21 protein-coding genes are annotated in these 21,724 nt (G+C 44.6%); 11 read left to right on the plus strand and 10 right to left on the minus strand.

What is annotated here, in order from left to right; translation table 11 throughout:
* Nucleotides 1-4: 4 nt before the first annotated feature.
* On the minus strand, nucleotides 5-1,114 hold the full coding sequence (locus tag M5X66_RS15185) for a branched-chain amino acid ABC transporter substrate-binding protein (protein WP_036956015.1): 1,110 nt from the start codon (nucleotides 1,112-1,114) through the stop codon (nucleotides 5-7).
* A 390-nt stretch (nucleotides 1,115-1,504) separates the two neighbouring features.
* Here M5X66_RS15185 and panM point away from each other — a divergent pair, with 390 nt between their 5' ends.
* Nucleotides 1,505-1,921, plus strand: a complete 417-nt coding sequence (gene panM, locus M5X66_RS15190; RefSeq protein WP_108478508.1) for an aspartate 1-decarboxylase autocleavage activator PanM — start codon at nucleotides 1,505-1,507, stop codon at nucleotides 1,919-1,921.
* Nucleotides 1,918-2,304 carry an SMU1112c/YaeR family gloxylase I-like metalloprotein gene (gene gloA2 / locus M5X66_RS15195; RefSeq protein WP_154599762.1) on the plus strand — a complete coding sequence of 129 codons (387 nt, stop codon included), beginning with the start codon at nucleotides 1,918-1,920 and terminating at the stop codon, nucleotides 2,302-2,304. The genes panM and gloA2 overlap by 4 nt, the downstream gene beginning before the upstream one ends.
* 100 nt (nucleotides 2,305-2,404) lie before the next feature.
* Here the strand turns inward: gloA2 and rpoH are convergent, their stop codons facing one another.
* The 4 genes from rpoH to ftsY form a co-directional block, all read right to left on the minus strand.
* Nucleotides 2,405-3,280 (minus strand): RNA polymerase sigma factor RpoH, encoded by an 876-nt coding sequence (gene rpoH / locus M5X66_RS15200; protein WP_036956011.1) that lies wholly within the window; start codon nucleotides 3,278-3,280, stop codon nucleotides 2,405-2,407.
* A 202-nt stretch (nucleotides 3,281-3,482) separates the two neighbouring features.
* Nucleotides 3,483-4,460: a permease-like cell division protein FtsX gene (gene ftsX, locus M5X66_RS15205; protein WP_132496629.1), complete on the minus strand. Its 978-nt coding sequence runs from the start codon at nucleotides 4,458-4,460 to the stop codon at nucleotides 3,483-3,485.
* The gene (ftsE, locus tag M5X66_RS15210) at nucleotides 4,453-5,118 is read right to left on the minus strand and encodes a cell division ATP-binding protein FtsE (protein WP_036956008.1); all 666 of its coding nucleotides are present in this window, start codon (nucleotides 5,116-5,118) and stop codon (nucleotides 4,453-4,455) included. Before ftsE ends, ftsX begins: the two co-directional genes overlap by 8 nt.
* A 6-nt stretch (nucleotides 5,119-5,124) precedes the next feature.
* Nucleotides 5,125-7,119, minus strand: a complete 1,995-nt coding sequence (ftsY, locus tag M5X66_RS15215; RefSeq protein ID WP_154599760.1) for a signal recognition particle-docking protein FtsY — start codon at nucleotides 7,117-7,119, stop codon at nucleotides 5,125-5,127.
* A gap of 217 nt (nucleotides 7,120-7,336) precedes the next feature.
* Here ftsY and rsmD point away from each other — a divergent pair, with 217 nt between their 5' ends.
* Both rsmD and M5X66_RS15225 read left to right on the plus strand, forming a co-directional pair.
* Entirely contained in the window at nucleotides 7,337-7,954 is a 618-nt protein-coding gene (gene rsmD / locus M5X66_RS15220) for a 16S rRNA (guanine(966)-N(2))-methyltransferase (protein ID WP_036956004.1), read from the plus strand.
* A complete protein-coding gene (locus M5X66_RS15225; RefSeq protein WP_036956002.1) occupies nucleotides 7,944-8,228 on the plus strand; it encodes a DUF1145 family protein in 285 nt (94 codons plus the stop codon). Before rsmD ends, M5X66_RS15225 begins: the two co-directional genes overlap by 11 nt.
* A gap of 4 nt (nucleotides 8,229-8,232) precedes the next feature.
* On the opposite strand, the gene M5X66_RS15230 is transcribed toward M5X66_RS15225, so the two are convergent.
* The gene (locus M5X66_RS15230) at nucleotides 8,233-8,586 is read right to left on the minus strand and encodes a DUF2500 family protein (protein WP_036956001.1); all 354 of its coding nucleotides are present in this window, start codon (nucleotides 8,584-8,586) and stop codon (nucleotides 8,233-8,235) included.
* Between the two features lie 158 nt (nucleotides 8,587-8,744).
* Here M5X66_RS15230 and M5X66_RS15235 point away from each other — a divergent pair, with 158 nt between their 5' ends.
* From M5X66_RS15235 to M5X66_RS15250, 4 genes are all read left to right on the plus strand, one after another.
* Entirely contained in the window at nucleotides 8,745-9,374 is a 630-nt protein-coding gene (locus M5X66_RS15235; RefSeq protein ID WP_036956000.1) for a lysoplasmalogenase, read from the plus strand.
* A 148-nt stretch (nucleotides 9,375-9,522) separates the two neighbouring features.
* Nucleotides 9,523-11,865 (plus strand): zinc/cadmium/mercury/lead-transporting ATPase, encoded by a 2,343-nt coding sequence (locus tag M5X66_RS15240; RefSeq protein WP_270103690.1) that lies wholly within the window; start codon nucleotides 9,523-9,525, stop codon nucleotides 11,863-11,865.
* A 198-nt stretch (nucleotides 11,866-12,063) separates the two neighbouring features.
* On the plus strand, nucleotides 12,064-12,954 hold the full coding sequence (locus tag M5X66_RS15245; RefSeq protein WP_154609714.1) for an Rpn family recombination-promoting nuclease/putative transposase: 891 nt from the start codon (nucleotides 12,064-12,066) through the stop codon (nucleotides 12,952-12,954).
* A gap of 35 nt (nucleotides 12,955-12,989) precedes the next feature.
* The gene (locus M5X66_RS15250; RefSeq protein ID WP_036955992.1) at nucleotides 12,990-13,283 is read left to right on the plus strand and encodes a hypothetical protein; all 294 of its coding nucleotides are present in this window, start codon (nucleotides 12,990-12,992) and stop codon (nucleotides 13,281-13,283) included.
* Between the two features lie 3 nt (nucleotides 13,284-13,286).
* Here the strand turns inward: M5X66_RS15250 and tusA are convergent, their stop codons facing one another.
* On the minus strand, nucleotides 13,287-13,541 hold the full coding sequence (gene tusA, locus M5X66_RS15255; RefSeq protein WP_036955989.1) for a sulfurtransferase TusA: 255 nt from the start codon (nucleotides 13,539-13,541) through the stop codon (nucleotides 13,287-13,289).
* 161 nt (nucleotides 13,542-13,702) lie between these two features.
* Between tusA and M5X66_RS15260 the strand changes: the two genes are divergently transcribed.
* Nucleotides 13,703-14,371: a 7-cyano-7-deazaguanine/7-aminomethyl-7-deazaguanine transporter gene (locus M5X66_RS15260; protein WP_036955987.1), complete on the plus strand. Its 669-nt coding sequence runs from the start codon at nucleotides 13,703-13,705 to the stop codon at nucleotides 14,369-14,371.
* A gap of 93 nt (nucleotides 14,372-14,464) precedes the next feature.
* On the opposite strand, the gene glpC is transcribed toward M5X66_RS15260, so the two are convergent.
* The 3 genes from glpC to glpA are packed head-to-tail and all read right to left on the minus strand — an operon-like array spanning nucleotide 14,465 to nucleotide 18,598.
* Nucleotides 14,465-15,661 carry an anaerobic glycerol-3-phosphate dehydrogenase subunit GlpC gene (glpC, locus tag M5X66_RS15265; protein WP_006659019.1) on the minus strand — a complete coding sequence of 399 codons (1,197 nt, stop codon included), beginning with the start codon at nucleotides 15,659-15,661 and terminating at the stop codon, nucleotides 14,465-14,467.
* Complete coding sequence (gene glpB, locus M5X66_RS15270; RefSeq protein ID WP_036955984.1) at nucleotides 15,658-16,953, minus strand: glycerol-3-phosphate dehydrogenase subunit GlpB; 1,296 nt, start codon at nucleotides 16,951-16,953, stop codon at nucleotides 15,658-15,660. The genes glpC and glpB overlap by 4 nt, the downstream gene beginning before the upstream one ends.
* Nucleotides 16,943-18,598 (minus strand): anaerobic glycerol-3-phosphate dehydrogenase subunit A, encoded by a 1,656-nt coding sequence (glpA, locus tag M5X66_RS15275; RefSeq protein ID WP_270103691.1) that lies wholly within the window; start codon nucleotides 18,596-18,598, stop codon nucleotides 16,943-16,945. The genes glpB and glpA overlap by 11 nt, the downstream gene beginning before the upstream one ends.
* Nucleotides 18,599-19,032: 434 nt before the next feature.
* On the opposite strand from glpA, the gene glpT reads away from it, so the two are divergent.
* The gene (glpT, locus tag M5X66_RS15280) at nucleotides 19,033-20,382 is read left to right on the plus strand and encodes a glycerol-3-phosphate transporter (protein WP_036955981.1); all 1,350 of its coding nucleotides are present in this window, start codon (nucleotides 19,033-19,035) and stop codon (nucleotides 20,380-20,382) included.
* 199 nt (nucleotides 20,383-20,581) lie between these two features.
* On the plus strand, nucleotides 20,582-21,655 hold the full coding sequence (gene glpQ / locus M5X66_RS15285; RefSeq protein ID WP_270103692.1) for a glycerophosphodiester phosphodiesterase: 1,074 nt from the start codon (nucleotides 20,582-20,584) through the stop codon (nucleotides 21,653-21,655).
* Nucleotides 21,656-21,724: the final 69 nt, after the last annotated feature.

The raw sequence follows: 21,724 nt of genomic DNA on the forward strand, positions 1-21,724 counted from the left end.
AGAGCTACTCTTGTGCAGTAGAGGTTCCGTCTTTGTGCCATTCAAACACACCGAATTCGAAACCTTTCAGGTCACCATTTGGCTTCCAGCTTAATTGCCCCATGACGGTATCCACTGGATTAGCTTTCAGATCTTTCGCCAGCACATCGGGTTCCGTGCTGCCTGTACGCTGCATCGCCGTGGTTAAGCCTTGGATTGCGGCATAAGTTGTCCATACAAATGGTCCTGTTGGATCTTCTTTTTTCTTTTTAATCGCATCGACGATGGATTGGTTAGCTGGAAGTTGGTCATAACGTTTCGGTAATGTCACCAGCATGCCTTCAGAGGCGTCGCCTGCAATATTCGACAACGAGGAGTTACCCACACCTTCAGGTCCCATAAAGCGAATGTTCAGACCCGATTGTTTCGCTTGGCGTAAAATTTGCCCCATTTCTGGATAGTAGCCGCCGAAATAGACAAAATCGACGTTCTCTTTTTTCAGCTTAGCGACCAGTGCAGAGAAATCTTTATCACCCGCAGTGACCCCTTCAAACATCACTTCTTTCACGCCCGCTTTGTTCAAGCTTTCACGTACTGAGCGAGCCAAACCTTCACCGTATTGCTGTTTATCATGTACCACTGCAATACGCTTAGGTTTGATTTTTTCCATGATATATTTTGCTGCGGTTGGACCTTGGTCAGAATCCAAACCTGTTGTACGCATGATCAACTGGTAGCCACGTGTGGTTAAATCCGCATTGGTCGCCGCAGGGGTAATCATCAGAACGCCTTCGTCTTCATAAATATCTGAAGCGGGCTGAGTGGAGGAGGAGCATAGGTGACCAATAACATGTTTAATGCCATCGTTAATTACTTTGTTGGCGACCGCAACCGCTTGTTTTGGATCGCAAGCATCGTCGTATTCAACGGCAACCAATGTATCGCCGTTAATTCCACCCTTCGCATTAATATCCGCAATAGCTTGGCGAGCTCCCGTAAATTCCATATCTCCATACTGAGCAACGGGACCTGACATAGCGCCGACGACTGCAATTTTAATCTCTTTCGCCCATCCTGCTGGGCTTAATGCCATTGCGATACAACCCGCTAATAATGCTTTATTAATATTCTTCATTCGTGCGTCCCCGCCATCAATATTGTGTATGATTGTGAGTGTTTGTGATTGATTTATAATCAATTATTATAGGTGACAGGTTCAATGCCTGATATTTCAAAATATAGCCAATAAGGCTATATATTTCAGACTATTAAACAAGAGAATTATGCTAAATAGCAAATGAATGAGGCAGATATTTACATCAATTGCAGAATAAAAAGCTAATGATAAAACGTGTATTTTTTGTAAATGCTAGTGTTATATTCCGGTTAAATTTGGCTTAATCCGAGGGAAACTCGGAAAATTCATCAATACCAAATTTTTCTCTTTGAAATTAAAAAATCGGTTACAGATCACTCTGCTGTTAGAATAGCGTGCAACATGCACCATGAAATGGATCAAAACAACATGAGACTTACCATCATCCCTCTGGTCAATCCTACTGAGCAACAATACATCGACTTATCGAAAATCTGGCTAGACCAGAGTCGAACTCAACTCGAACAAAATCTTGAGTCTGGTGTACGTTTTTATGGAGCGCGTTTTAATGAGCGATTATTAGCAGCGGCTAAAGTGGTTATTTATCAACAACAAGGTACGATCTGTGATTTTAATGTCCGTGAAATCACTCGCCGTCGCGGAGTTGGGTTATATCTTTTACAGGAAATTTTCCGCCAACAACCTGAAATCCGCCATTGGATCTTTGACTTGCAGGGCGTGGAACCGCAAAACAAAATCGCTTTGGAGAAATTTCTTGTTGCTTGTGGTTTTCAACCCGCCGAAGAAACTCATCATTGGCAGCTAAATATTGAGCCATTAGTATGAAACTTAATAAAATTCATCACGTTGCTATTATTTGCTCCGATTTTGCTAAGAGTAAGCATTTTTACTGTCAGATCCTTGGATTGCAGCTTCTCTCAGAATATTACCGTCCAGAGAATGACTCATGGAAAGCAGATTTAGCTTTTGGAGAGCATTATCAGATTGAGCTGTTTAGTTTCGCTAATCCGCCCAAAAGACTCAGTTATCCTGAAGCAACTGGATTACGTCATTTAGCGTTTGAAGTGGATAATATCGAGGAATGGATTGCCTATTTGGCACAACATCAGGTGGTGTGTGAGGGGGTAAGAATCGATCCGTATACTCAGAAGCGTTTTACCTTCTTAGCAGATCCAGATGGGCTACCTTTAGAGCTCTATTCTCGCTAACGAAAATTATCAAAAACAGTTAATGAATCAGTTATCTGCATTTAAATTCCGGGCTAATAAAGCGGAAATAAATGCAGATAACGTTGATAAACACGAGAGATTACATCTCGTCGTCTTCATCTTCCATAGCAAGACGCAGCTTTTTCATGGCGTTCTTTTCAAGCTGACGAACACGCTCAGCAGAAACGCCGTATTTGTCGGCAAGCTCTTGCAGCGTCGTTTTGTTGTCATCATCCAGCCAACGAGCACGAATGATATCTTGGCTGCGCTCATCTAATGAGGCTAACGCATCAGCTAAACGGTCAGTTGCGTGACTTTCCCAGTTATCATCTTCAATGGTATTGGCAAAATCAGAAGACTTATCTTGAAGAAAAAGCACGGGTGCAACAGGTCCACCGAAATCACTGCTATCATCGTCATCAGACATATCAAATGCCATGTCTTGCGCCGCCATTCGGGATTCCATTTCCAGTACATCTTTGGTGCTCACGCCTAGCTCTTGCGCAACCATATCCACCTCTTCTTGGTTAAACCAACCAAGGCGTTTTTTATTCTTTCTTAAGTTAAAGAATAACTTACGCTGGGATTTTGTTGTTGCGACTTTAACGATACGCCAGTTACGTAAAACGTATTCATGAATTTCCGCTTTGATCCAATGCACGGCGAAAGACACCAGACGCACACCCACTTCAGGATTAAAACGACGCACAGCCTTCATCAGGCCGATATTGCCCTCCTGAATTAAGTCAGCTTGTGGTAAACCATAGCCTGCATAGCTACGCGCGATGTGAATAACAAAGCGCAAATGGGATAAAATCAGTTGCTTAGCAGCTTCGAGGTCACCATCGTAATGCAGCCTTTCTGCCAGTTCCTTTTCTTCCTCTGCGGTCAGCATCGGGTAAGCATTGGCAGCTCGCATGTAAGCTTCAATACTTCCTTGTGGAACAAGCGCTAATGATTGCATGTCTTTGGTCATTAAGATCCTCTATGAATTGTACTGAAATGGGAGAGATTCGATACAGACAAACCGTAGTCTATCAGCTTAGCCGCGTTAAATAAATTATATACAAGAATAGTTAACCGCAGGTCAATATCTGACACATAATTAGAAAAGAAGTTCGTAGAAATTTATTTTTCCCATCGGGACCAATAAGTTAGCACCGATGGGAACAATTAAATTATTCAGGTCTGAAATGGCGTAAGTGTTGTAATGTTGCCAGCCATGCTGCTACCCAGCCCACAATTGCAGACATTAGAATAATCAACAGAGCCTCTTCCCACAACAGCCCTTCAATGTGGAATTGCGTACCAAATACACTTGCTACTTGCGCCACTAAATCAGACAACTGCCACACAAGTAAGAATGTCATAATGAGGGCGATCACCGCACCCAATGCGCCTAACACAACCCCGCCATTCAAGAATGGCCGCATGATAAAGCCATCAGTAGCACCAATTAGCTTCATCACATTGATGGTATCGCGACGGGCAAAGATATTTAACCGCACACTATTACCAATCACTAAGAACAATGAAACAATCATCAAAATGCCAATCACTGATGCAACTTGCCCTACCAACCGTGTTAATGCCGCTAGGCGTGAGAACCAGCTATCATCCATTCGAACTTCTTCAATGCCGTTAACTTGACTGACACGGTCGCGCAGTGTTGCTAGAGCATTCGAACCTTCAAAATCCAGTTTCGGGGTGATAATTGCCACCGCTGGCAGTGGATTCTCTTCTAGCATATCTAATGCGGTGCTAAAGCCAGACCAGCTACGGAATTCAGATATCGCTTGGTCGCGAGATAAGTAATTCACATGAGCAACACCATCAAGGGCTTCAAGCTGAGTCACCACATTTTGTCCACCTTGCTCATCGAGAGACTTATCCAGATAGACCGTCAACTGAGGCGTCGGGTACCACTGTTCAGCTGCTTGGGAAACGTTCTTCCAAACGATATAACACAGGCTTGGCAACGCTAATGAAATGGCAATGACCATCACAGTTAAAAAGGTTGCCAGCGGTTGACGTAGCATGTCAGCCAGTGCATTTAGCCAAGAGTAGCGCCACTGCTCACGCCAGCCGCCTTTGAGTGCTTTGCTTTTTGATTGCATGGCACGTTCTGGCTTCGCTTTGCGGACATTCTTAGCCATGTTGACCTCCAAGCATCCGACCTTCGCTTAAGGTCAATACACGCAAATTACGGCGTTCAATCAACGCAATATCATGGGTTGCCATTAATACGGTCACACCCACGCGGTTAAACTCTTCAAATAAACGCATAATGCCTTCAGATAACTCGTTATCAAGGTTACCTGTCGGTTCATCCGCGAGAAGCATCGTTGGCTTATTCACCACTGCACGCGCAATTCCCACACGCTGCTGTTCACCACCAGACAGTTGAATTGGGAAATTTCTCGCTTTATCCAACAAACCGACTTTATCCAATGCAGCGCTCACACGTCGGCGAATATCTTCGCTACTTGCACCAGAAATAATCAGCGGCATCGCCACGTTGTCATAAACTGTGCGGTCAAATAACAGATGGTGATCTTGGAAAATCATGCCGATCTGTCTGCGCAGAAAAGGGATCTCTCTGTCTTTTAGTCGGCTGATATCATGACCATTAAACAGGATATGACCCGCGCTTGGGCGCTCAATACCACAAATCAGTTTAAGTAATGTACTTTTACCTGCGCCTGAGTGACCCGTTAAAAATGCCATTTCCCCAGGGCGTAGATGGAAATCTACCCCTTGGAGCGCTTGGCGGCCACCGCGATAAGCTTTACTCACATGTTCAAAGCGGATCATCGAAAATTATTCCTCTCGGGCAAATAGAGCCTCGATAAAATCATCGGCTTTAAATGGGCGTAAATCTTCAATACCTTCACCAATCCCGATATAACGGATTGGAATACCGAATTGATCAGCGATTGAGAAGATTACGCCACCTTTTGCTGTACCATCGAGTTTTGTCAGTGTAATACCGGTTAAACCTACGGCGTCATTGAAAATTTTAGCCTGACTAACCGCATTTTGTCCCGTGCTCGCATCGAGGGTCAGCATAATTTCATGAGGGGCTGACTCATCAAGCTTTTTCATCACGCGGACGATTTTTTTCAATTCTTCCATTAAGTGCGCTTTATTTTGTAAGCGCCCTGCAGTATCGGCGATCAACACATCGACACCTTTTGCTTGAGCGGATTGAATCGCATCAAAAATCACGGAAGCAGGATCAGCACCAGTATGCTGAGCAACAACTGAAATATTGTTACGATCGCCCCACACTTGCAGTTGTTCAACCGCCGCGGCACGGAATGTATCACCCGCTGCCAACATGACGGACTTACCTTCTGATTGATACTGACGTGCTAATTTACCAATCGTTGTTGTTTTACCCACACCGTTAACACCAACCATCAGAATAACATAAGGTTTTTTACCTTCGATCTCTAATGGTTTGTCTACCGTGGCTAAAATATCAGACATTTCTTCACGCAGCTTACCGTACAACGCTTCGGCATCTTTTAACTCTTTACGGGAAGCGTGCTGAGTCAAGTTATCAATGATTTTACGGGTAGTTTCAACACCGACATCCGCAATTAATAACTGCTCTTCTAGCTCTTCAAAAAGATCGTCATCGATTTTTTTGCCCTTGAATAGACCAAGGAAACCCGAACCTAGATTTTGACGTGTTTTTAATAAGCCTTTCTTTAGACGGCTGAAAAAGCCTTCTTTTTTCGGTTTCTCTTGCTCAACTGGCTGAGCTTTAGCTGCTTCTTCCTCTGCTAAACGTGCCGCCTCGGCCTCTTCTTCTGCTATACGAGCAGCTTCTTCTTCCGCTAAGCGAGCTGCTTCCGCTTCTTGGCGTTCACGTTCCGCTTTTTCTTCCGCTAAGCGAGCCGCTTCCGCCTCTTGGCGTTCACGTTCCGCTTTCTCTTCCGCTTCTTTGATAGCAGCGAGTTCAGCTTGGCGTTGGCGCTCAGCTTCTTCTTCCGCTAAGCGAGCCGCTTCCGCCTCTTGGCGTTCACGTTCCGCTTTCTCTTCCGCTTCTTTGATAGCAGCGAGTTCAGCTTGACGCTGACGCTCAGCTTCTTCTTCCGCTAAACGAGCCGCTTCCGCCTCTTGGCGTTCACGTTCCGCTTTCTCTTCCGCTTCTTTGATAGCAGCGAGTTCAGCTTGGCGTTGGCGCTCTGCCTCTTCTTCAGCCAGACGGGTGATTTCCGCCTCTTGTCGTTCGCGATCAGCTTGCTCTTGCGCTAAACGAGCGGCCTCCGCTGCTTGGTATTCACGTTCCGCTTTTTCTTCTGCGGCTTTGATAACGGCTAACTCAGCTTGATGCTGACGTTCAACTTCTTCTTCGGCAGCTTTAATCGCAGCCTGCTCGATTTGACGTTGGCGTTCCGCGGCTTCTTCTGCTTGGCGTAAAGCCTGGGCTTCTAACGCTTCTCTAGCCGCTTTTTCTTCTGCTATACGCTTTTCTTCTGCTGCTTGACGCTCTTGCTCTGCATTTTCTGCCGCAATGCGCATCGCCTCTAATTGCGCTTTATGCTGGCGTTCTGCTTCTTCAGCAGCAGCCGTAATCGCATCTTGTTCAGCTTGATATTGGCGCTCTGCTTCATCTTCCGCCGCTTTAATTGCATCAAGCTCTGCCTGATGTTGGCGCTCAACTTCTACTGTGGCGGCATCCTGTTGCTCAGTATCATGAACAACATCATTTTTCAGTTCGACATCAGGTTGCTGGGTTTCTTCTTCATTCTTACGACCAAATCCCAACCATGAGAAAAAGCCTTTTTTCTTATCTTTAGCCATCAGCCACTACACTCCTCGCGGTAAAAACATGGCGTTTAAAAATTAAATCGCAATAAAATTACATGCAGTCTATCATTTCATCGCGCAGCAACACATATCTGAAAGAAAAATCCTGACAATTTATTCTTATTTTTCTGTTAAAACCGTGAAACCGAAGCGCTACAATAGTCCCCAATAATTTATACATTCCTCAATGAACTAAGCAACTATACATATTATGGCAAAAAAACCACAAACAGCCTCCTTGGGGCAAATTCGTATCATTGGTGGTAAGTGGCGTGGGCGAAAACTACCTGTACGCGATAGTGAGGGCTTACGTCCCACCACAGATCGCATCAAAGAAACGCTCTTTAATTGGCTAATGCCAGTGATCCGTGATGCTCGCTGTCTTGATTGCTTCGCAGGTAGCGGTGCTTTAGGTTTTGAAGCCTTATCTCGCTTTGCCGAGCACGTCACGTTTATTGAACTTGATAAACAAAATGCCAAGCTTCTTAGTGAGAACAAAGTTCGCTTAGAAGCTGATAATGCGAGCGTTATTAATAACAGCAGTCTCAGCGTTCTCAGCCAAATAGGAACGCCTTGTGATGTGGTATTTATCGACCCTCCTTTTCGTAAAGGGCTACTTGGAGAAACCATCACGCTCCTAGAAAAAAATCAGTGGTTAGCTGATGAAAGCTGGATTTATGTAGAGTCAGAAGCGGAGTTACCACTTACTGACATTCCCGCAAACTGGCAGCTACACCGTGAAAAGGTCGCTGGCCAAGTTGCGTATCGTCTGTTTATTCGTCAATCTGTTCATTCATCAAGTATGCAGGGAGAAAAAGATGCTGATTAATATCGGACGTCTGCTTATGATTTGTGTTTGGGGCTTTATGATCTTTAATATTGTGCATCCATTCCCTAAGCCATTGAAATATTTTATGGATGTCGCAATGGTATTTATGATTTTCATGCATGCATTGCAGACTATTTTCCTGAAAGCTAGCTTACCGAAAGATCAAAAGCTAACAGGGCTCCAGCAGACAAAAATTTTCTTTTTTGGCGTATTTGAAATGCTCGCCATGCATAAGAAAACAAAAGCGGCCATTGAAGCCGCTAAAAAGAAATAACCGATTATTCAGAAGGTTCGAAGCGAATAAATCGCGTACCTTGTAGGGTTAGCTTACCTTTAGCACCCAATTCAACACCTTGGTACTGCTCTTCGCTGACGATCACCTTAATCGTTTCTCCTGAAGCTTGAGTCTGAAAATAAAGTTCATAGCGAAAAGTTTCAGGGGATACCACATCGCGCTCCCGAGAACGCATATTTGGATAAGGGTAATCTTTTTTCTCTTTCACGAGCACTAACTGACTGACAGGTAATGAATTATCGTTAATTTCATTTTGTTTCTTTTGGTCAAAAAAACGCTTAGTGGCTAACACGGCGATAATCGCAAGAACAATAATTAAGAGAATTGGCTTATTCATAATTTATATATTTAGCTTAGAATTATCATAAGTATATACCCTCTATCGCTCAAATTGCAGATAAACGCCATACAATTTATGCGAGACACGGTATAGTTCATTTATATTTAATCGCTCTTGGTGATTTCTCTTTTCCAGAAACTTTTAAGGATATGTGTATGATTAGTTGGCCATTCCTCGCTGTTTTATTTTCTGGCTGGCTGTACGTTGATGCAGCCTATCGTGGTCCTGAGTGGCAACGTTGGTTATTCCGCCCTATCACTTTACTTCTTCTACTATTCTGGGGATGGAGTTCTGACGACTTAAATGCGCAAACCTATCTGATTTTAGGCGGTTTGGCGCTTTCCTTAGTTGCCGACCTTTCGAGAATGTTTTCTAGTGAGCACTTGCTTACTTCTTTGGGGCTCATGTTCTTAAGCTATTTGGTCTACACCATTAGCTTTGGAATGCAATTCAACTTTGGTCTGTATCTGCCTTGGCTTATCGTCCCTATCGCTATCGCAGCCGTCACCTTGGTGCTGATTTGGGGAAAACTGGAAAGCCAACAGCCTGTAGTTTTCGCCTCTATTATTATGAGCATGATTATGATGTGGGTGGCAGGAGACCAATACTTTGGCTTAGGTCGAGAATTTAATTTCTCGATTATGGTGGGCGCTTCTATGCTGTTTTTATCTCACTGCATCTGGCTAATTGCCCATTTCCGTTTTCCATTCAAAGCCTCTAAAGCAGTTGTAGCCGCATTCTACTTCCTCGGTCAGTTCTTTATTGTTCGCGCCATTTATTTATAATTCCCCGCCAATTGATAAAACGTGCTATTTGAGAATTTTATCAATTGGCTTCCCCTTTTTCATTTGACTCTAGAGTCTACTCCAAAGTGTAGACTTAACCTTAATTAGAGAACATGGTTAAAAACGCATCTAGAAAAAGGGGGCGCTTATGCACTCACACTCTCATAAAGATACCCATGCACACAGCACGTCTTGCTGCTCAGGAAACACTTGCGCATCCGCAGCCGTAGAGAATAGCAAAGCTGTGAGCCATGACGCATCATCCCATGAACATCATCATGGCGATGACAAAAATCATGCTCATGATGATGACGATGAAAAATCCCATCAACATGGTAGCTGCTGCAGCTCAACATCCGCTGCAAATGATGACGTAGAGCCTACCCAAACCGCTAAACAGCGTTTTAGCTGGATTGTACGCGGGATGGACTGCCCAAGCTGCGCTGCTAAAATCGAAAACGCGATTTCCCAAATTCGCGAAGTCGCTCAAGCCAAAGTCCTCTTTGCCACTGAAAAACTCGTCGTGGACGCTGACAAAGACGTCACTGCCGTCGTTCGTTCAACTGTTGAAGCCGCAGGTTACGAACTACATGATGTGGGTAGCGCTAGTGCAACATCAGCACCGCCACCCAGCTTATTGAGTGAAGCGAAGCCCGTCATCATTTTAGCTATCCTGATGGCAATCAGCTGGGGACTTGAGTTTGTTAATCCACAGCTAGGTAACGTGGCGTTTATCCTAACCACGTTATTTGGGTTATACCCTATCGCGCGTAAATCGTTACGTTTGATTCGTACTGGTACACCATTTGCAATTGAAACCTTGATGACCGTTGCCGCTGTAGGGGCGATTTTCATCCAAGCAACTGAAGAAGCCGCCATGGTTATCTTGCTGTTTATGCTGGGTGAAATGCTTGAGTCCTACTCTGCGGGACGCGCTCGCCGAGGTGTTAGCGCACTCATGGCTTTAGTCCCTGAAGATGCCGTGCTTATCAAGGATGGACAAAAAACGTCAGTTCCTGTGGCACAGTTACGCCCTGGTGACATCATTGAAATTGCACCAGGTGGTCGATTACCAACCGATGCGGTGCTGGTTGCAGGATTTGCGAGTTTTGATGAAAGCGCATTAACGGGTGAATCCGTCCCTGTAGAACGCAGTGCTGGGGAAAAAGTGGCTGCGGGCTGTTTGTCTGTCGATAAAGCCGTACAAATGGAAGTGGTATCAGAGCAAGGTCAAAATGCTATCGACCGCATCTTGCAACTGATTGAAGAAGCAGAAGAGCGTCGTGCGCCAATTGAGCGATTTATTGACCGCTTCAGCCGCATCTATACTCCAATTATCATGCTGATTTCGGCCTTAGTGATAGTGATCCCGCCAATGTTCTTCGGTGCAGCATGGGATACTTGGATTTACCGTGGTTTGACTCTGTTGTTAATTGGTTGCCCTTGCGCATTGGTTATCTCAACCCCTGCAGCAATCACCTCAGCACTGGCAACCGCCACTCGCCGTGGAGCTTTAATTAAAGGTGGTGCTGCATTAGAACAATTGGGAACTGTCACTACAATTGCACTGGATAAAACGGGCACACTAACGGAAGGCAAACCACACGTCACCGATATCGTTCCCGTTGAAGGTCTGAGTGAAAGCGAGTTAATTCGTATCACTGCATCAGTTGAAGTCGGCTCTCATCACCCACTGGCTAAAGCTATCGTCAACAAAGCTGAAGAGTTATCTATCACTGTTGAAGAAGCGTTAGAGCGTAAAGCACTAGCAGGTAAAGGGGTTGAAGGCTCTTTTAATGGTAAACAAGTGTTAGTCAGCGCACCATCAAGGGTTGAGCCTCCATTAAGCAGCCAATGGCAAGCGAAAGTAGAAGCGTTAGAGGCGCAAGGTAAAACGGTTGTCGTCACGTTAGAAGATGACCAAGTTATCGGCTTAACCGCCCTGCAGGATACCTTACGTGGCGATGCTGCTGATGCAATGGCTATGTTGAAATCACTGAATGTTAATGCCGTGATGCTAACAGGTGATAACCCACGTGCCGCCAGCGCCATCGCAAATCAGCTAGGCATGGAGTTCCGTGCAGGATTATTACCAGAAGATAAAGTCACCGCGGTGATGGAGCTTAATCGCGATCACAACACCATGATGGTAGGTGACGGTATCAACGATGCTCCAGCCATGAAAGCGTCAAGCATTGGTGTTGCAATGGGTGGCGGTACTGACGTTGCTTTAGAAACTGCGGATGCCGCTTTAACCCATAACCGTTTGACTGGATTACCTGAAATCGTCGCATTATCCAGAGCCACACGGAAGATCATCCGCGAGAACATCACTATCGCCTTAGGCTTAAAAGCCGTTTTCTTGGTAACGAGCTTGTTAGGTATCACTGGGTTATGGGTTGCTGTGTTAGCGGATTCTGGCGCCACGGCATTAGTCACAGCCAACGCGGTTCGCTTACTGCGCGTTAAGTTGCCCGAAATCAAAAAATAGCCTTTCTTTAGTTTGATATCTCAACGCCGTAATGGTCATCATTACGGCGTTTTTTTATGCGAAAGAAATCTAAAATAATCAGTTATAGCAAAGAGTTACACAAACCATTCACCAACTGAATTTAAGACTAACTTTTCTCCCGCACACAGAAATATTGGGTAATATCTCGGTCATTGACAACATTTGCTGAGCGTGGATATGACTAATAATGCAAGTTCAATACCCCATGATGCCGCCTTTAAAGGCTTTATGACAAAGCAGAGTAATGCCCGAGATTTCTTTGAGCTTCATTTACCTGAACACATTGAACGCTTGTGCGATTTCGATACGCTTACCCTCATTAATTCAGCTTTTATTGATAGCAAATTGAGAACCCGGTTTTCCGATGTTCTCTATTCTGTTCAAACAAAAACGAGGGGTAGTTATATCTATCTGTTAGTCGAACATCAGTCGACACCTGACAAGTTGATGGGCTGGCGTTTAATGCACTACGCGTTTATGGCAATGAATCAACATCTACAGCAAGGGCATAAAACCTTACCGCTCGTTGTCCCCATTCTGTTTTATCATGGGGAAACATCCCCCTATCCTTATGAAGGTACATGGACACAATGCTTGCCCCACGCTGAAATAGCTCATGATCTGTATAGCAGCCCTTTCCCGTTGGTGGACATCACCGTAGTTGAGGATACCGAAATAGTTAGTCACCGCAAAATCGCTGTGATGGAACTCGCAATGAAACATAAAAAACTACGAAATGACCACCAGAGAGTCACTGAGCACTTCGTTCAAATATTAAACAGCCACTATAATGACAAAGATGATGTGATCACTATCTTGAATTACTTATTTATCATCATGGATTCACCCTACTACACATACATTGTCGAGACATTAATCGACCAAGCCGAAAACCATCGAGAAACTATTATGAATATTGCACAGCGGTTAAAAAACGAAGGAAAAGAAAAAGGAAAAGAAGAAACCTTACAACAGGTTGTATTAAAGAGCTTACAACTTGGTTTAAGCATTGACGTTATCCGCAAACTCACTGGGTTATCAGACAGTGAAATTCAAGCCCTTAATTAAACAACAAATTATGTAAGCATCGGGGATAAATAGTTATGAATATTGCCACACGTTTAAGATATGAAGGATATAAGAAAGGATTTGCACAAGGATTTGTAGAAGGATTTGAGGAAGAATTCACAGTGGGACTACAAACAGCGCTCAAAGTAGGTAAAGCCATCTGCCAACAAGAGATAACCTTAAATGCACTACAACTTGGCTTAAACATAGAAACTATCAGTAAAATCACTGAATTATCACTCAGTGAAATTCAAGCTCTTATGGATCGCCCATCAACAATAGCCTCCTGCGAAGCAAAAAGGCTATCTCTCATCAATGCCGCTGACTAGGTATTACAGGCCGCTGGCTTTTTTGCGCAATAAATAACGATACGGTGCATTCTCCGCTTCAACCGCCAGCAGTTCGTGTTCCATAAAACGGCAAAAACCAGGAATATCGCGGGTGGTAGCGGGGTCATCTGCAATGATTAACAGCGTATCTCCGTCCGCCATATTGCGAACGGTTTTACGCACCAGCATCACAGGTTCAGGGCAGCGTAGCCCTAGCGTATCAAGGGTTTTCGTTGGATTAGAAAATAAGTCAGACATAACACCACATTCTCTTGGTCATCAATGCGCTTATTGTAAAGCCACGCGCAGTGGATGAACAGTTTTGATTTTGTTGCGCAACGAGAGTATGATGCGCTCTTCCCAATTTAGGGATGTTATTCATGGGTTCCCTCACCCCATTGCCACTAAAAAGGTACAATATGTTTACGTTTACTCCGCAGCAAAAAGCCACTGCGTTAATTTGGCTATCGTTATTTCATATTTTAATTATTACATCCAGCAACTACTTGGTTCAGTTACCCATTAATATTTTTGGGTTTCATACCACTTGGGGTGCGTTTACCTTTCCCTTTATATTCCTTGCTACGGACTTAACGGTTCGCATCTATGGTGCGCCATTAGCTCGTCGAATTATCACTGCGGTCATGTTACCAGCATTATTAATTTCGTATGTGATTTCTGCTCTGTTTTTCCAAGGAGAATGGCAAGGTTTCGCGGCTATCATGACATTTAACCTGTTTGTTGCGCGTATCGCGGCAGCAAGTTTTATGGCATATGTCCTCGGCCAAATCTTGGATGTCAGCGTATTTAACCGCCTGCGCCAAAACAAACGCTGGTTTGTAGCACCCGCCTGCGCCATGTTTTTTGGTAACTTGATTGATACTATCGCGTTCTTCTTTATCGCGTTTTATCAAAGCAGCGACCCGTTTATGGCAGCAAACTGGATGGAAATCGCTCTCGTTGATTACGTCTTCAAGTTATTAATTTGTATGCTGTTCTTCTTGCCAGCTTATGGTTTATTACTGAACTTTATTTTGAAGACTTTCTTCGCTACCGCCAGTAAGAAACAATTATCCCCGCAGCACTGAGATAAAAAAGGGAGATAAGCCATCACTTATCTCCCAAGGGGTTAACTTGATTAATACCTAACTACTTTTCACATTACTCAACACAACAATTGATTATTCTAGCGCGCGAGCCAGTAGTGAAATTGGGTGTTCACATTTCTTACTGGTGGACATTTCAATTTGCCATTTACAGGTTTCACAGTCAGTGATCACCATATCCGCACCGCTCTCTTCAATTTGACGGAACAGCCCAGCCCCAATACCTTGGGAAACTTCGTAGTTCTCTTTTTTGAACCCGTAAGTTCCTGCAATACCACAACATTGTGAATCTAAAACAATCAGCTCAACACCCGGTACACGCTTAATCAGCTCAAGGGTGTAGGACGTCCAACCCATTTTTTCCATATGGCATGGTGTGTGATAAGCCACTTTTAATGGTGTGTGTTTCAGTTTCAGTTCACGCCCTTCTTCCAGCAGACGATAAATATAGCGGGTCGCTAGCTCAATGTTATCGCGCATCTCAGAGGTATCGACATCCAGCACATGGGTATATTCATCACGAATGGTAAATGTGCAGGTCGATGAGGTCGCCACGACGGGAATATGTTTCTCCAGAATCGTCTCTTGGAGTGATTCCAAATTCACATTCGCTTGGCGTTTCGCTTGCTTCATAAATCCGTTTGCGATCAGTGCCACACCACAACATTTTTCACGTTTTAACAGCTGAACACCGATATTCATCCCGTTGAAAACTTTGATTAAATCTTTACCCAATTGTGGATGGTTATAGTTCACGTAACAGCCGTGGAAGAATGCCACCTGTTCCTCAAATTTCGCCTGCTCTGCGGCTTGTTTACCGTACCAACGACGGAAAGTCCCGAATGAGTATTTCGGTAGCTCACGGCGATGGTCAATTTTAAGGGCTTTATCCAGAATTTGGCGAACGGGTTTTAAGCCTGTAATGGTGTTGACTACAGGGGCAAATGGGGTCGATAAAGAACCCATGATATCTGTATGGCTTAAAATCGCATCACGCAGTTTCGGTTTCTGCTGGCTATAGGTATTACGAGCGCGCGCGATAATGTCGCCTATCTTCACATCAGACGGGCAGGCTACTTCACAACGCTTACAGTTGGTACAGAATTTCAATGCATCATCGTACATCATCGGATCTTTTAAGCGTAAACGCTCACCATCAGGACCCGCTTGTTTTGGTCCCGGATACAGTGGGTTCGCTTTTGCCACTGGGCAATAGGTAGTACAAACGGTGCACTTTATACAGCTTTCAAAGCTTGCATCTTGAATACTCATTGCGCCACCTCCGCCTGCATGGCTTTATCTTTAGCAAATTCATTCACGATTTCATTCGCGGCATATAAGCCACTGACCAGTGAAACCCCTGCGCCACAACCTTGAGTCAGCGGATCAAACCCGCTTAATACTGCACCCGCAACATACAGGTTTTCGATGGTTTCACCGTGTTTTTTACCGCGTAAATTTTCATCGGTTTGTACACCAAACGCCATATACGGTTGGGAAGCAAAGAACTCTTTGTTCGTCCATTTGGCGCGGTCGCCGATTTCGCCTAAATCCAAATGCATCAAGGGTTCATACACTTGGTCAAATTTCGCGACCAAGCCGTTATTAAAGAAACTTCCCGTCGCCAACACAAAATGTTTAGCTTTCAATGAAATATTGCCGTGATTACGGGTTTGCACAGATTCAATACGTGACCCCACGAAATTGACGGAAGTGACTTTATCACCCGGCATCATGATCCCACCTTGACGGCGGAACTGGCGTAATAGCATTTCATGAAGGCGGATACCTAATAAAGATGGCGGTAATGTTGGCAGTAAAAATAGCGGCTTACCTAAGCGTTTCTGCAACTCTAACATTGGTTCTTCACTGTCAAGACCAATACACGCAGGCATAAACACCGCATCCGCGTTGGCGACTAATGGTGCAATTTCTTCCACGATTTGCGCCATATTTTCAGGCCTATCTAACCAGCGCGCTACGTTAATCGCTCGGAACTCGCTTGGGTTTTCTCTTAAACGATCAAGCAGTGGCAAGTGGACATAGCACGCCTCAGCTTCTAATCCTTGGCGATCCAACTCATCCGCCACCATTTGCGGTTGAAAATCGAGAAAACCTTCAATGCCCACAACCGCAATTTTGCCTAATTCCATCGGTTGATGAAGTGCAGTTGTTGGCACCGATTCAGGACTGAGCCATGTCATTCGCTTATGGCCTAACGGCGTAATACGGTAATGATTTTCTTCGCAAGAACCTTTTAGATGTAGCCCTGCTTGCTGTAGTGTAGTCTGTGCCAATTGAGCCAGCTCAGCGACTTTTTCTGCCCCAATCAAACTGTACGGATGACTCGGTGCTTGTTGTTCTAGCGCTTCCAACATAGACAGCGGTTGCTCGACTTGAGTACCATCAGGAAGATGCGTTAATAAATCCAATGAACCCGACGAGAAATGCAGTGCGTTCTGCCCTGCACTCACGATGGCACAAGAAAGTCCTGATTGAGTCAGACGAATTCCACAGATAAGACCGGCAAGGCCTCCGCCCATCACTACTGCATCATATTTCATTCTCTGCCTCCTTCTGAGCAGGCTGGCTCAATGTACTTTCATTCATGCCACATAATCCGTGATACACCCAACTGGTAAACTCGCTTTCACGCAAAGCATCCCCCCAAGCAATTGGTCTCACCCCTTTCCAACGCTCATTTAAGAAGTGCCCCAGCTGCTGCTCGGTTTCATGTGGTGTAGTGACGTTAAAACGATTGAGTAATCCCGCCGCGCGGCAAGCACAAAGTTCACCTTGGCACGTACCCATACCCACACGGGTACGACGACGTAAATCAAGCAAGTTATTCACAGTTAAAGATTCCACCGCATAACGAACCTCACCTGCCGTCACCGCTTCACACTCACACACTAAGCTTTTATCTAAACAGTCGGCACTGAGGATCGCAGACGCTCTATCACCGTGACGATAAACCGCAGAACCGCGAATAGGTGCAGGGATAGAGACCACATTACGCAGCGCTTCTTCTGCACTGTGTTGAGAGCCCGGCAGTGGTGCTTCCGCCGTCGTGCATGGGGTTGTGACACCCAATTTTTCACAGACTTTATTGGTCGCCCATTCCGCCATTAAGCGATAAGTCATTAACTTACCGCCCGTAATGGTAATGAAACCATCTAAACCATCGCGTTTTGCGTGGTCGAGTAACACGATACCGCGGCTTACGTTACGACCAGAAGGGTCATCATCACTCGCCACTAATGGGCGAACACCCGCATACGCGCGTAAAATGCGCGTTGTCGCTAATGCTGGTGACAACATAGAACCTTCGCGGATCAAAATATCCACTTCTTCTGGTGTCACATACATATTATCGATTTGGTCATATTCGATGTGCGTTGACGTAGTACCAATCAGAGAAATGGTATCCCCCGGAACCAGAATGTCCGCATCTGCCGGTTTACGACAGCGGTTGATCACCATATTGTTAAGACGGTGACCTAAAATAAGTAATGCCCCTTTCGCTGGGAACATTTTGATTTTCAGATCGGCGTATTCGGCAATTTTCTGTCCCCAAATTCCGCCAGCATTCACCACGATTTGTGCATGAATATCATATTGGCGCTTAGCTTGATGGTCATAAACCGTCACGCCGCTGACTTTATCCCCTTGGCGGATCAAGCCAATCACTTCATGGTAAGTCAGCACTTTAGCGCCATGTTCGCGCGCATCGAGCATATTTGCAGCGGTTAGACGGAATGGGTCGACAGTACCATCAGGCACGCGAACCGCACCAATTAAACGCGGGTTAACTGAAGGCTCTAAGCGAATAGCTTCCGCGGGATCAATCGCTTGAGCATCGATGCCAGCGGATTGGCAAGCGGTGATAAATTGCTGCTGATATTCGAGACTATCTTCAGGTAGGGTAATAAAGAGTCCATCGGTTTTTTCAATACAATGATGGGCAATACGCTTAAGAATTTTGTTTTCTTCTATACACTCTCTTGCCGATTCACTATCTGTCACGGCATAACGAGCACCACTGTGTAGCAAGCCATGGTTACGCCCTGTTGCACCTGTCGCAATATCATGCCGTTCTAGCAAAACTGCTTTTAATCCACGGCGAGCGCAGTCACGAGCGACACCTGCACCTGTTGCGCCACCACCGATAATGATGACATCCGTTTCAGTCACAGATGAGCCATTCATGTCGCATTCCTCACGTTAATCAATCTTCACTATTCGATAAGTATAGTTTCTATTTTTATAGTCTATAGTTAATATAAGCTCAAAAAAGCGTTCAATGTTTGATAAGGAACAAAAACGAAAGTCAAAAGTACAAATTAGGCACATCAAAGCGCGGAAGCGTGATAACCCTCACAAAATAATTCACAATTTTAGTTCCATTCTATTCACAAATCGCATTAACTATGCAGCCAGATAAACAAAATCAATAATTGTGCGTTAGATTACAGATAAAATGTTTTTTAACGATTAAGATTTAGCGCAATTAGAAAATAAAAGCGCTTAAAGAAACTCGATTGTTTTCGTTTTTGTTACTTCTCCCATAATAAACGCTCAACAACTTCACAACATATGTGAAATGAAGAGCATATAACTACTGACATGCCATCGGAGGCTTTATGTTACGCATGTTTAAACCCGCCGCTCATATCGAGAGGCTGCCAGCGGATAAAATAGACCCCGTCTATCGTAAATTACGTTGGCAGATTTTCCTGGGGATTTTCTTCGGTTACGCAGCATACTACTTAGTTAGAAAGAACTTCGCCCTCGCAATGCCTTATCTCGTTGAACAAGGTTTCTCTAAAGGTGACCTTGGTTTCGCATTATCTGGGATTTCAATCGCCTATGGTTTCTCCAAATTTATCATGGGCTCATTTTCTGACCGTGCTAACCCTCGGTACTTCTTACCGGCAGGTTTGATCCTCGCTTCACTTGTCATGATATTCATGGGCTTCGTACCATGGGCAACGTCTAGCATCATGATCATGTTCGTGTTGTTATTCTTATGTGGTTGGTTCCAAGGTATGGGTTGGCCTCCTTGCGGACGTACCATGGTTCACTGGTGGTCACAAAAAGAACGTGGCGGAATCGTCTCCGTTTGGAACTGTGCGCATAACGTCGGCGGTGGTCTGCCTCCATTACTGTTCCTGTTAGGTATGGCATGGTTTAACGACTGGAAAGCTGCGCTGTATATGCCAGCATTCGCGGCTATTTTAGTGGCAATGATTGCCTTCGCATTAATGCGTGATACTCCGCAATCTTGTGGTCTGCCACCGATTGAAGAGTACAAAAACGACTATCCAACAGACTATAAAGCCTCTGATGAAGAAGAATTAACCGCTAAAGCTATCTTCATGAAGTATGTATTCCCTAACAAACTTCTGTGGATGATTGCTATCGCTAACGTGTTCGTATACTTACTGCGTTACGGTGTTCTAGACTGGTCACCAACTTACCTGCGCGAAGTTAAACACTTCACAATGGATAAATCTTCATGGGCTTACTTCCTGTATGAATATGCGGGTATCCCAGGAACACTGCTGTGCGGTTGGATGTCGGATAAAGTCTTCCGTGGTAACCGTGGTGCGACAGGCGTGTTCTTCATGACCTTAGTGACTATTGCAACTATCGTCTTCTGGATGAACCCAGCGGGTAACCCAGGCGTTGATATGGCATGTATGTTGATTATCGGTTTCTTAATCTATGGCCCTGTCATGCTGATTGGTCTGCACGCTCTTGAGCTTGCACCTAAGAAAGCAGCGGGTACCGCCGCAGGCTTCACCGGTTTATTCGGTTATCTTGGTGGTTCTGTTGCCGCAAGTGCTATCGTCGGTTATACCGTTGACTACTTCGGTTGGAACGGCGGTTTTGCTGTGATGATCGGTGGTTCTGCACTGGCCGTTGTTTTACTGTTCATCGTTATGCTGAGCGAAAGTAAACATAAACGTGAACTTGCTAAAAATCAATAAGCGACCGCTTATGTTGAGTTGATTAGCTAGATTGATGGGTTATATCAAGAAAAGGATATAACCCATTTTTTTACCCAAAATTTGTTATCGGCACCATTTTATATCTGCAAAAGTATTTATCTATAAATTTATCTACCTATAAAACTGTTTACCTACAAGTTCTTTACTTACAAAGAATGATTACCAAGGAGATTTACTGATGAATTTTCAATTAAAAACATTAGTCGCAAGTATGGTCTTAGTGATGTCAGTGTCTGCGGCTGCCGAAACGGCAGGTAAAGTGGTGATTGCCCATCGTGGTGCAAGCGGTTATTTACCTGAACATACCCTTCCAGCGAAAGCGATGGCGTATGCGCAAGGTGCGGATTTCCTCGAACAAGATTTAGTGATGACCAAAGATAATGAACTGGTTGTTCTTCATGACCACTATCTGGATCGCGTCACTGATGTAGCAGATAAGTTTCCAAATCGCGCACGTAAAGATGGTCGCTACTATGCCATCGACTTTACGCTGCCAGAAATTAAGTCTCTGAAATTCACGGAAGGTTTTGACATTGTTGATGGCAAAAAAGTCCAAAGCTATCCAAACCGTTTCCCTATGGGTAAATCTGATTTCCGCGTCCACACCTTCCAAGAAGAGATTGAATTTATTCAAGGTTTGAACAAATCAACGGGGAAAAATATCGGTATCTACCCTGAAATTAAAGCCCCTTGGTTCCATCAACAAGAAGGCAAGGACATCACCAAGAAAACCTTAGAAGTCCTGAAAGAGTATGGCTATACCAACAAAGATTCTAACGTTTATCTGCAATCTTTCGACCCGATTGACCTAAAACGCATCAAAACAAAACTGATGCCAGAAATGGGAATAGATTTAAAACTGATCCAATTAATCGCTTACACCGATTGGGAAGAGACGCAAGAGCAGAAGCCAGACGGTACTTGGGTGAACTATAACTATGATTGGATGATGAAGCCGGGTGCGATGAAAGAAATTGCAACCTACGCAGATGGTATTGGCCCTGACTATCATATGCTCATTAGCGAAGATTCTACGCCAACCAATATCAAAGTGAACGGTATGGTGAAGGAAGCTCACGCGAACCATATGGCGGTGCATCCATTTACTATCCGTGTGGATAAACTGCCTAAGTACGCGAAAGATGGTCAGCAGTTATATGACATTATTTATAACCAAGCGGACGTTGATGGTGCCTTTACCGACTTCCCAGATTTAGGGGTTAAGTTCTTAGAGCAGCAAAAGCAGAAGTAACTCTCCCTCACTCTCTTGAGCCAATTGCAAGTCAATGACTCGAGAGAGTCTTTTCAATCAGAATAACGA

It is taken from the genome of Providencia sp. PROV188, from assembly GCF_027595165.1.
Lineage (GTDB): Bacteria > Pseudomonadota > Gammaproteobacteria > Enterobacterales > Enterobacteriaceae > Providencia > Providencia lanzhouensis.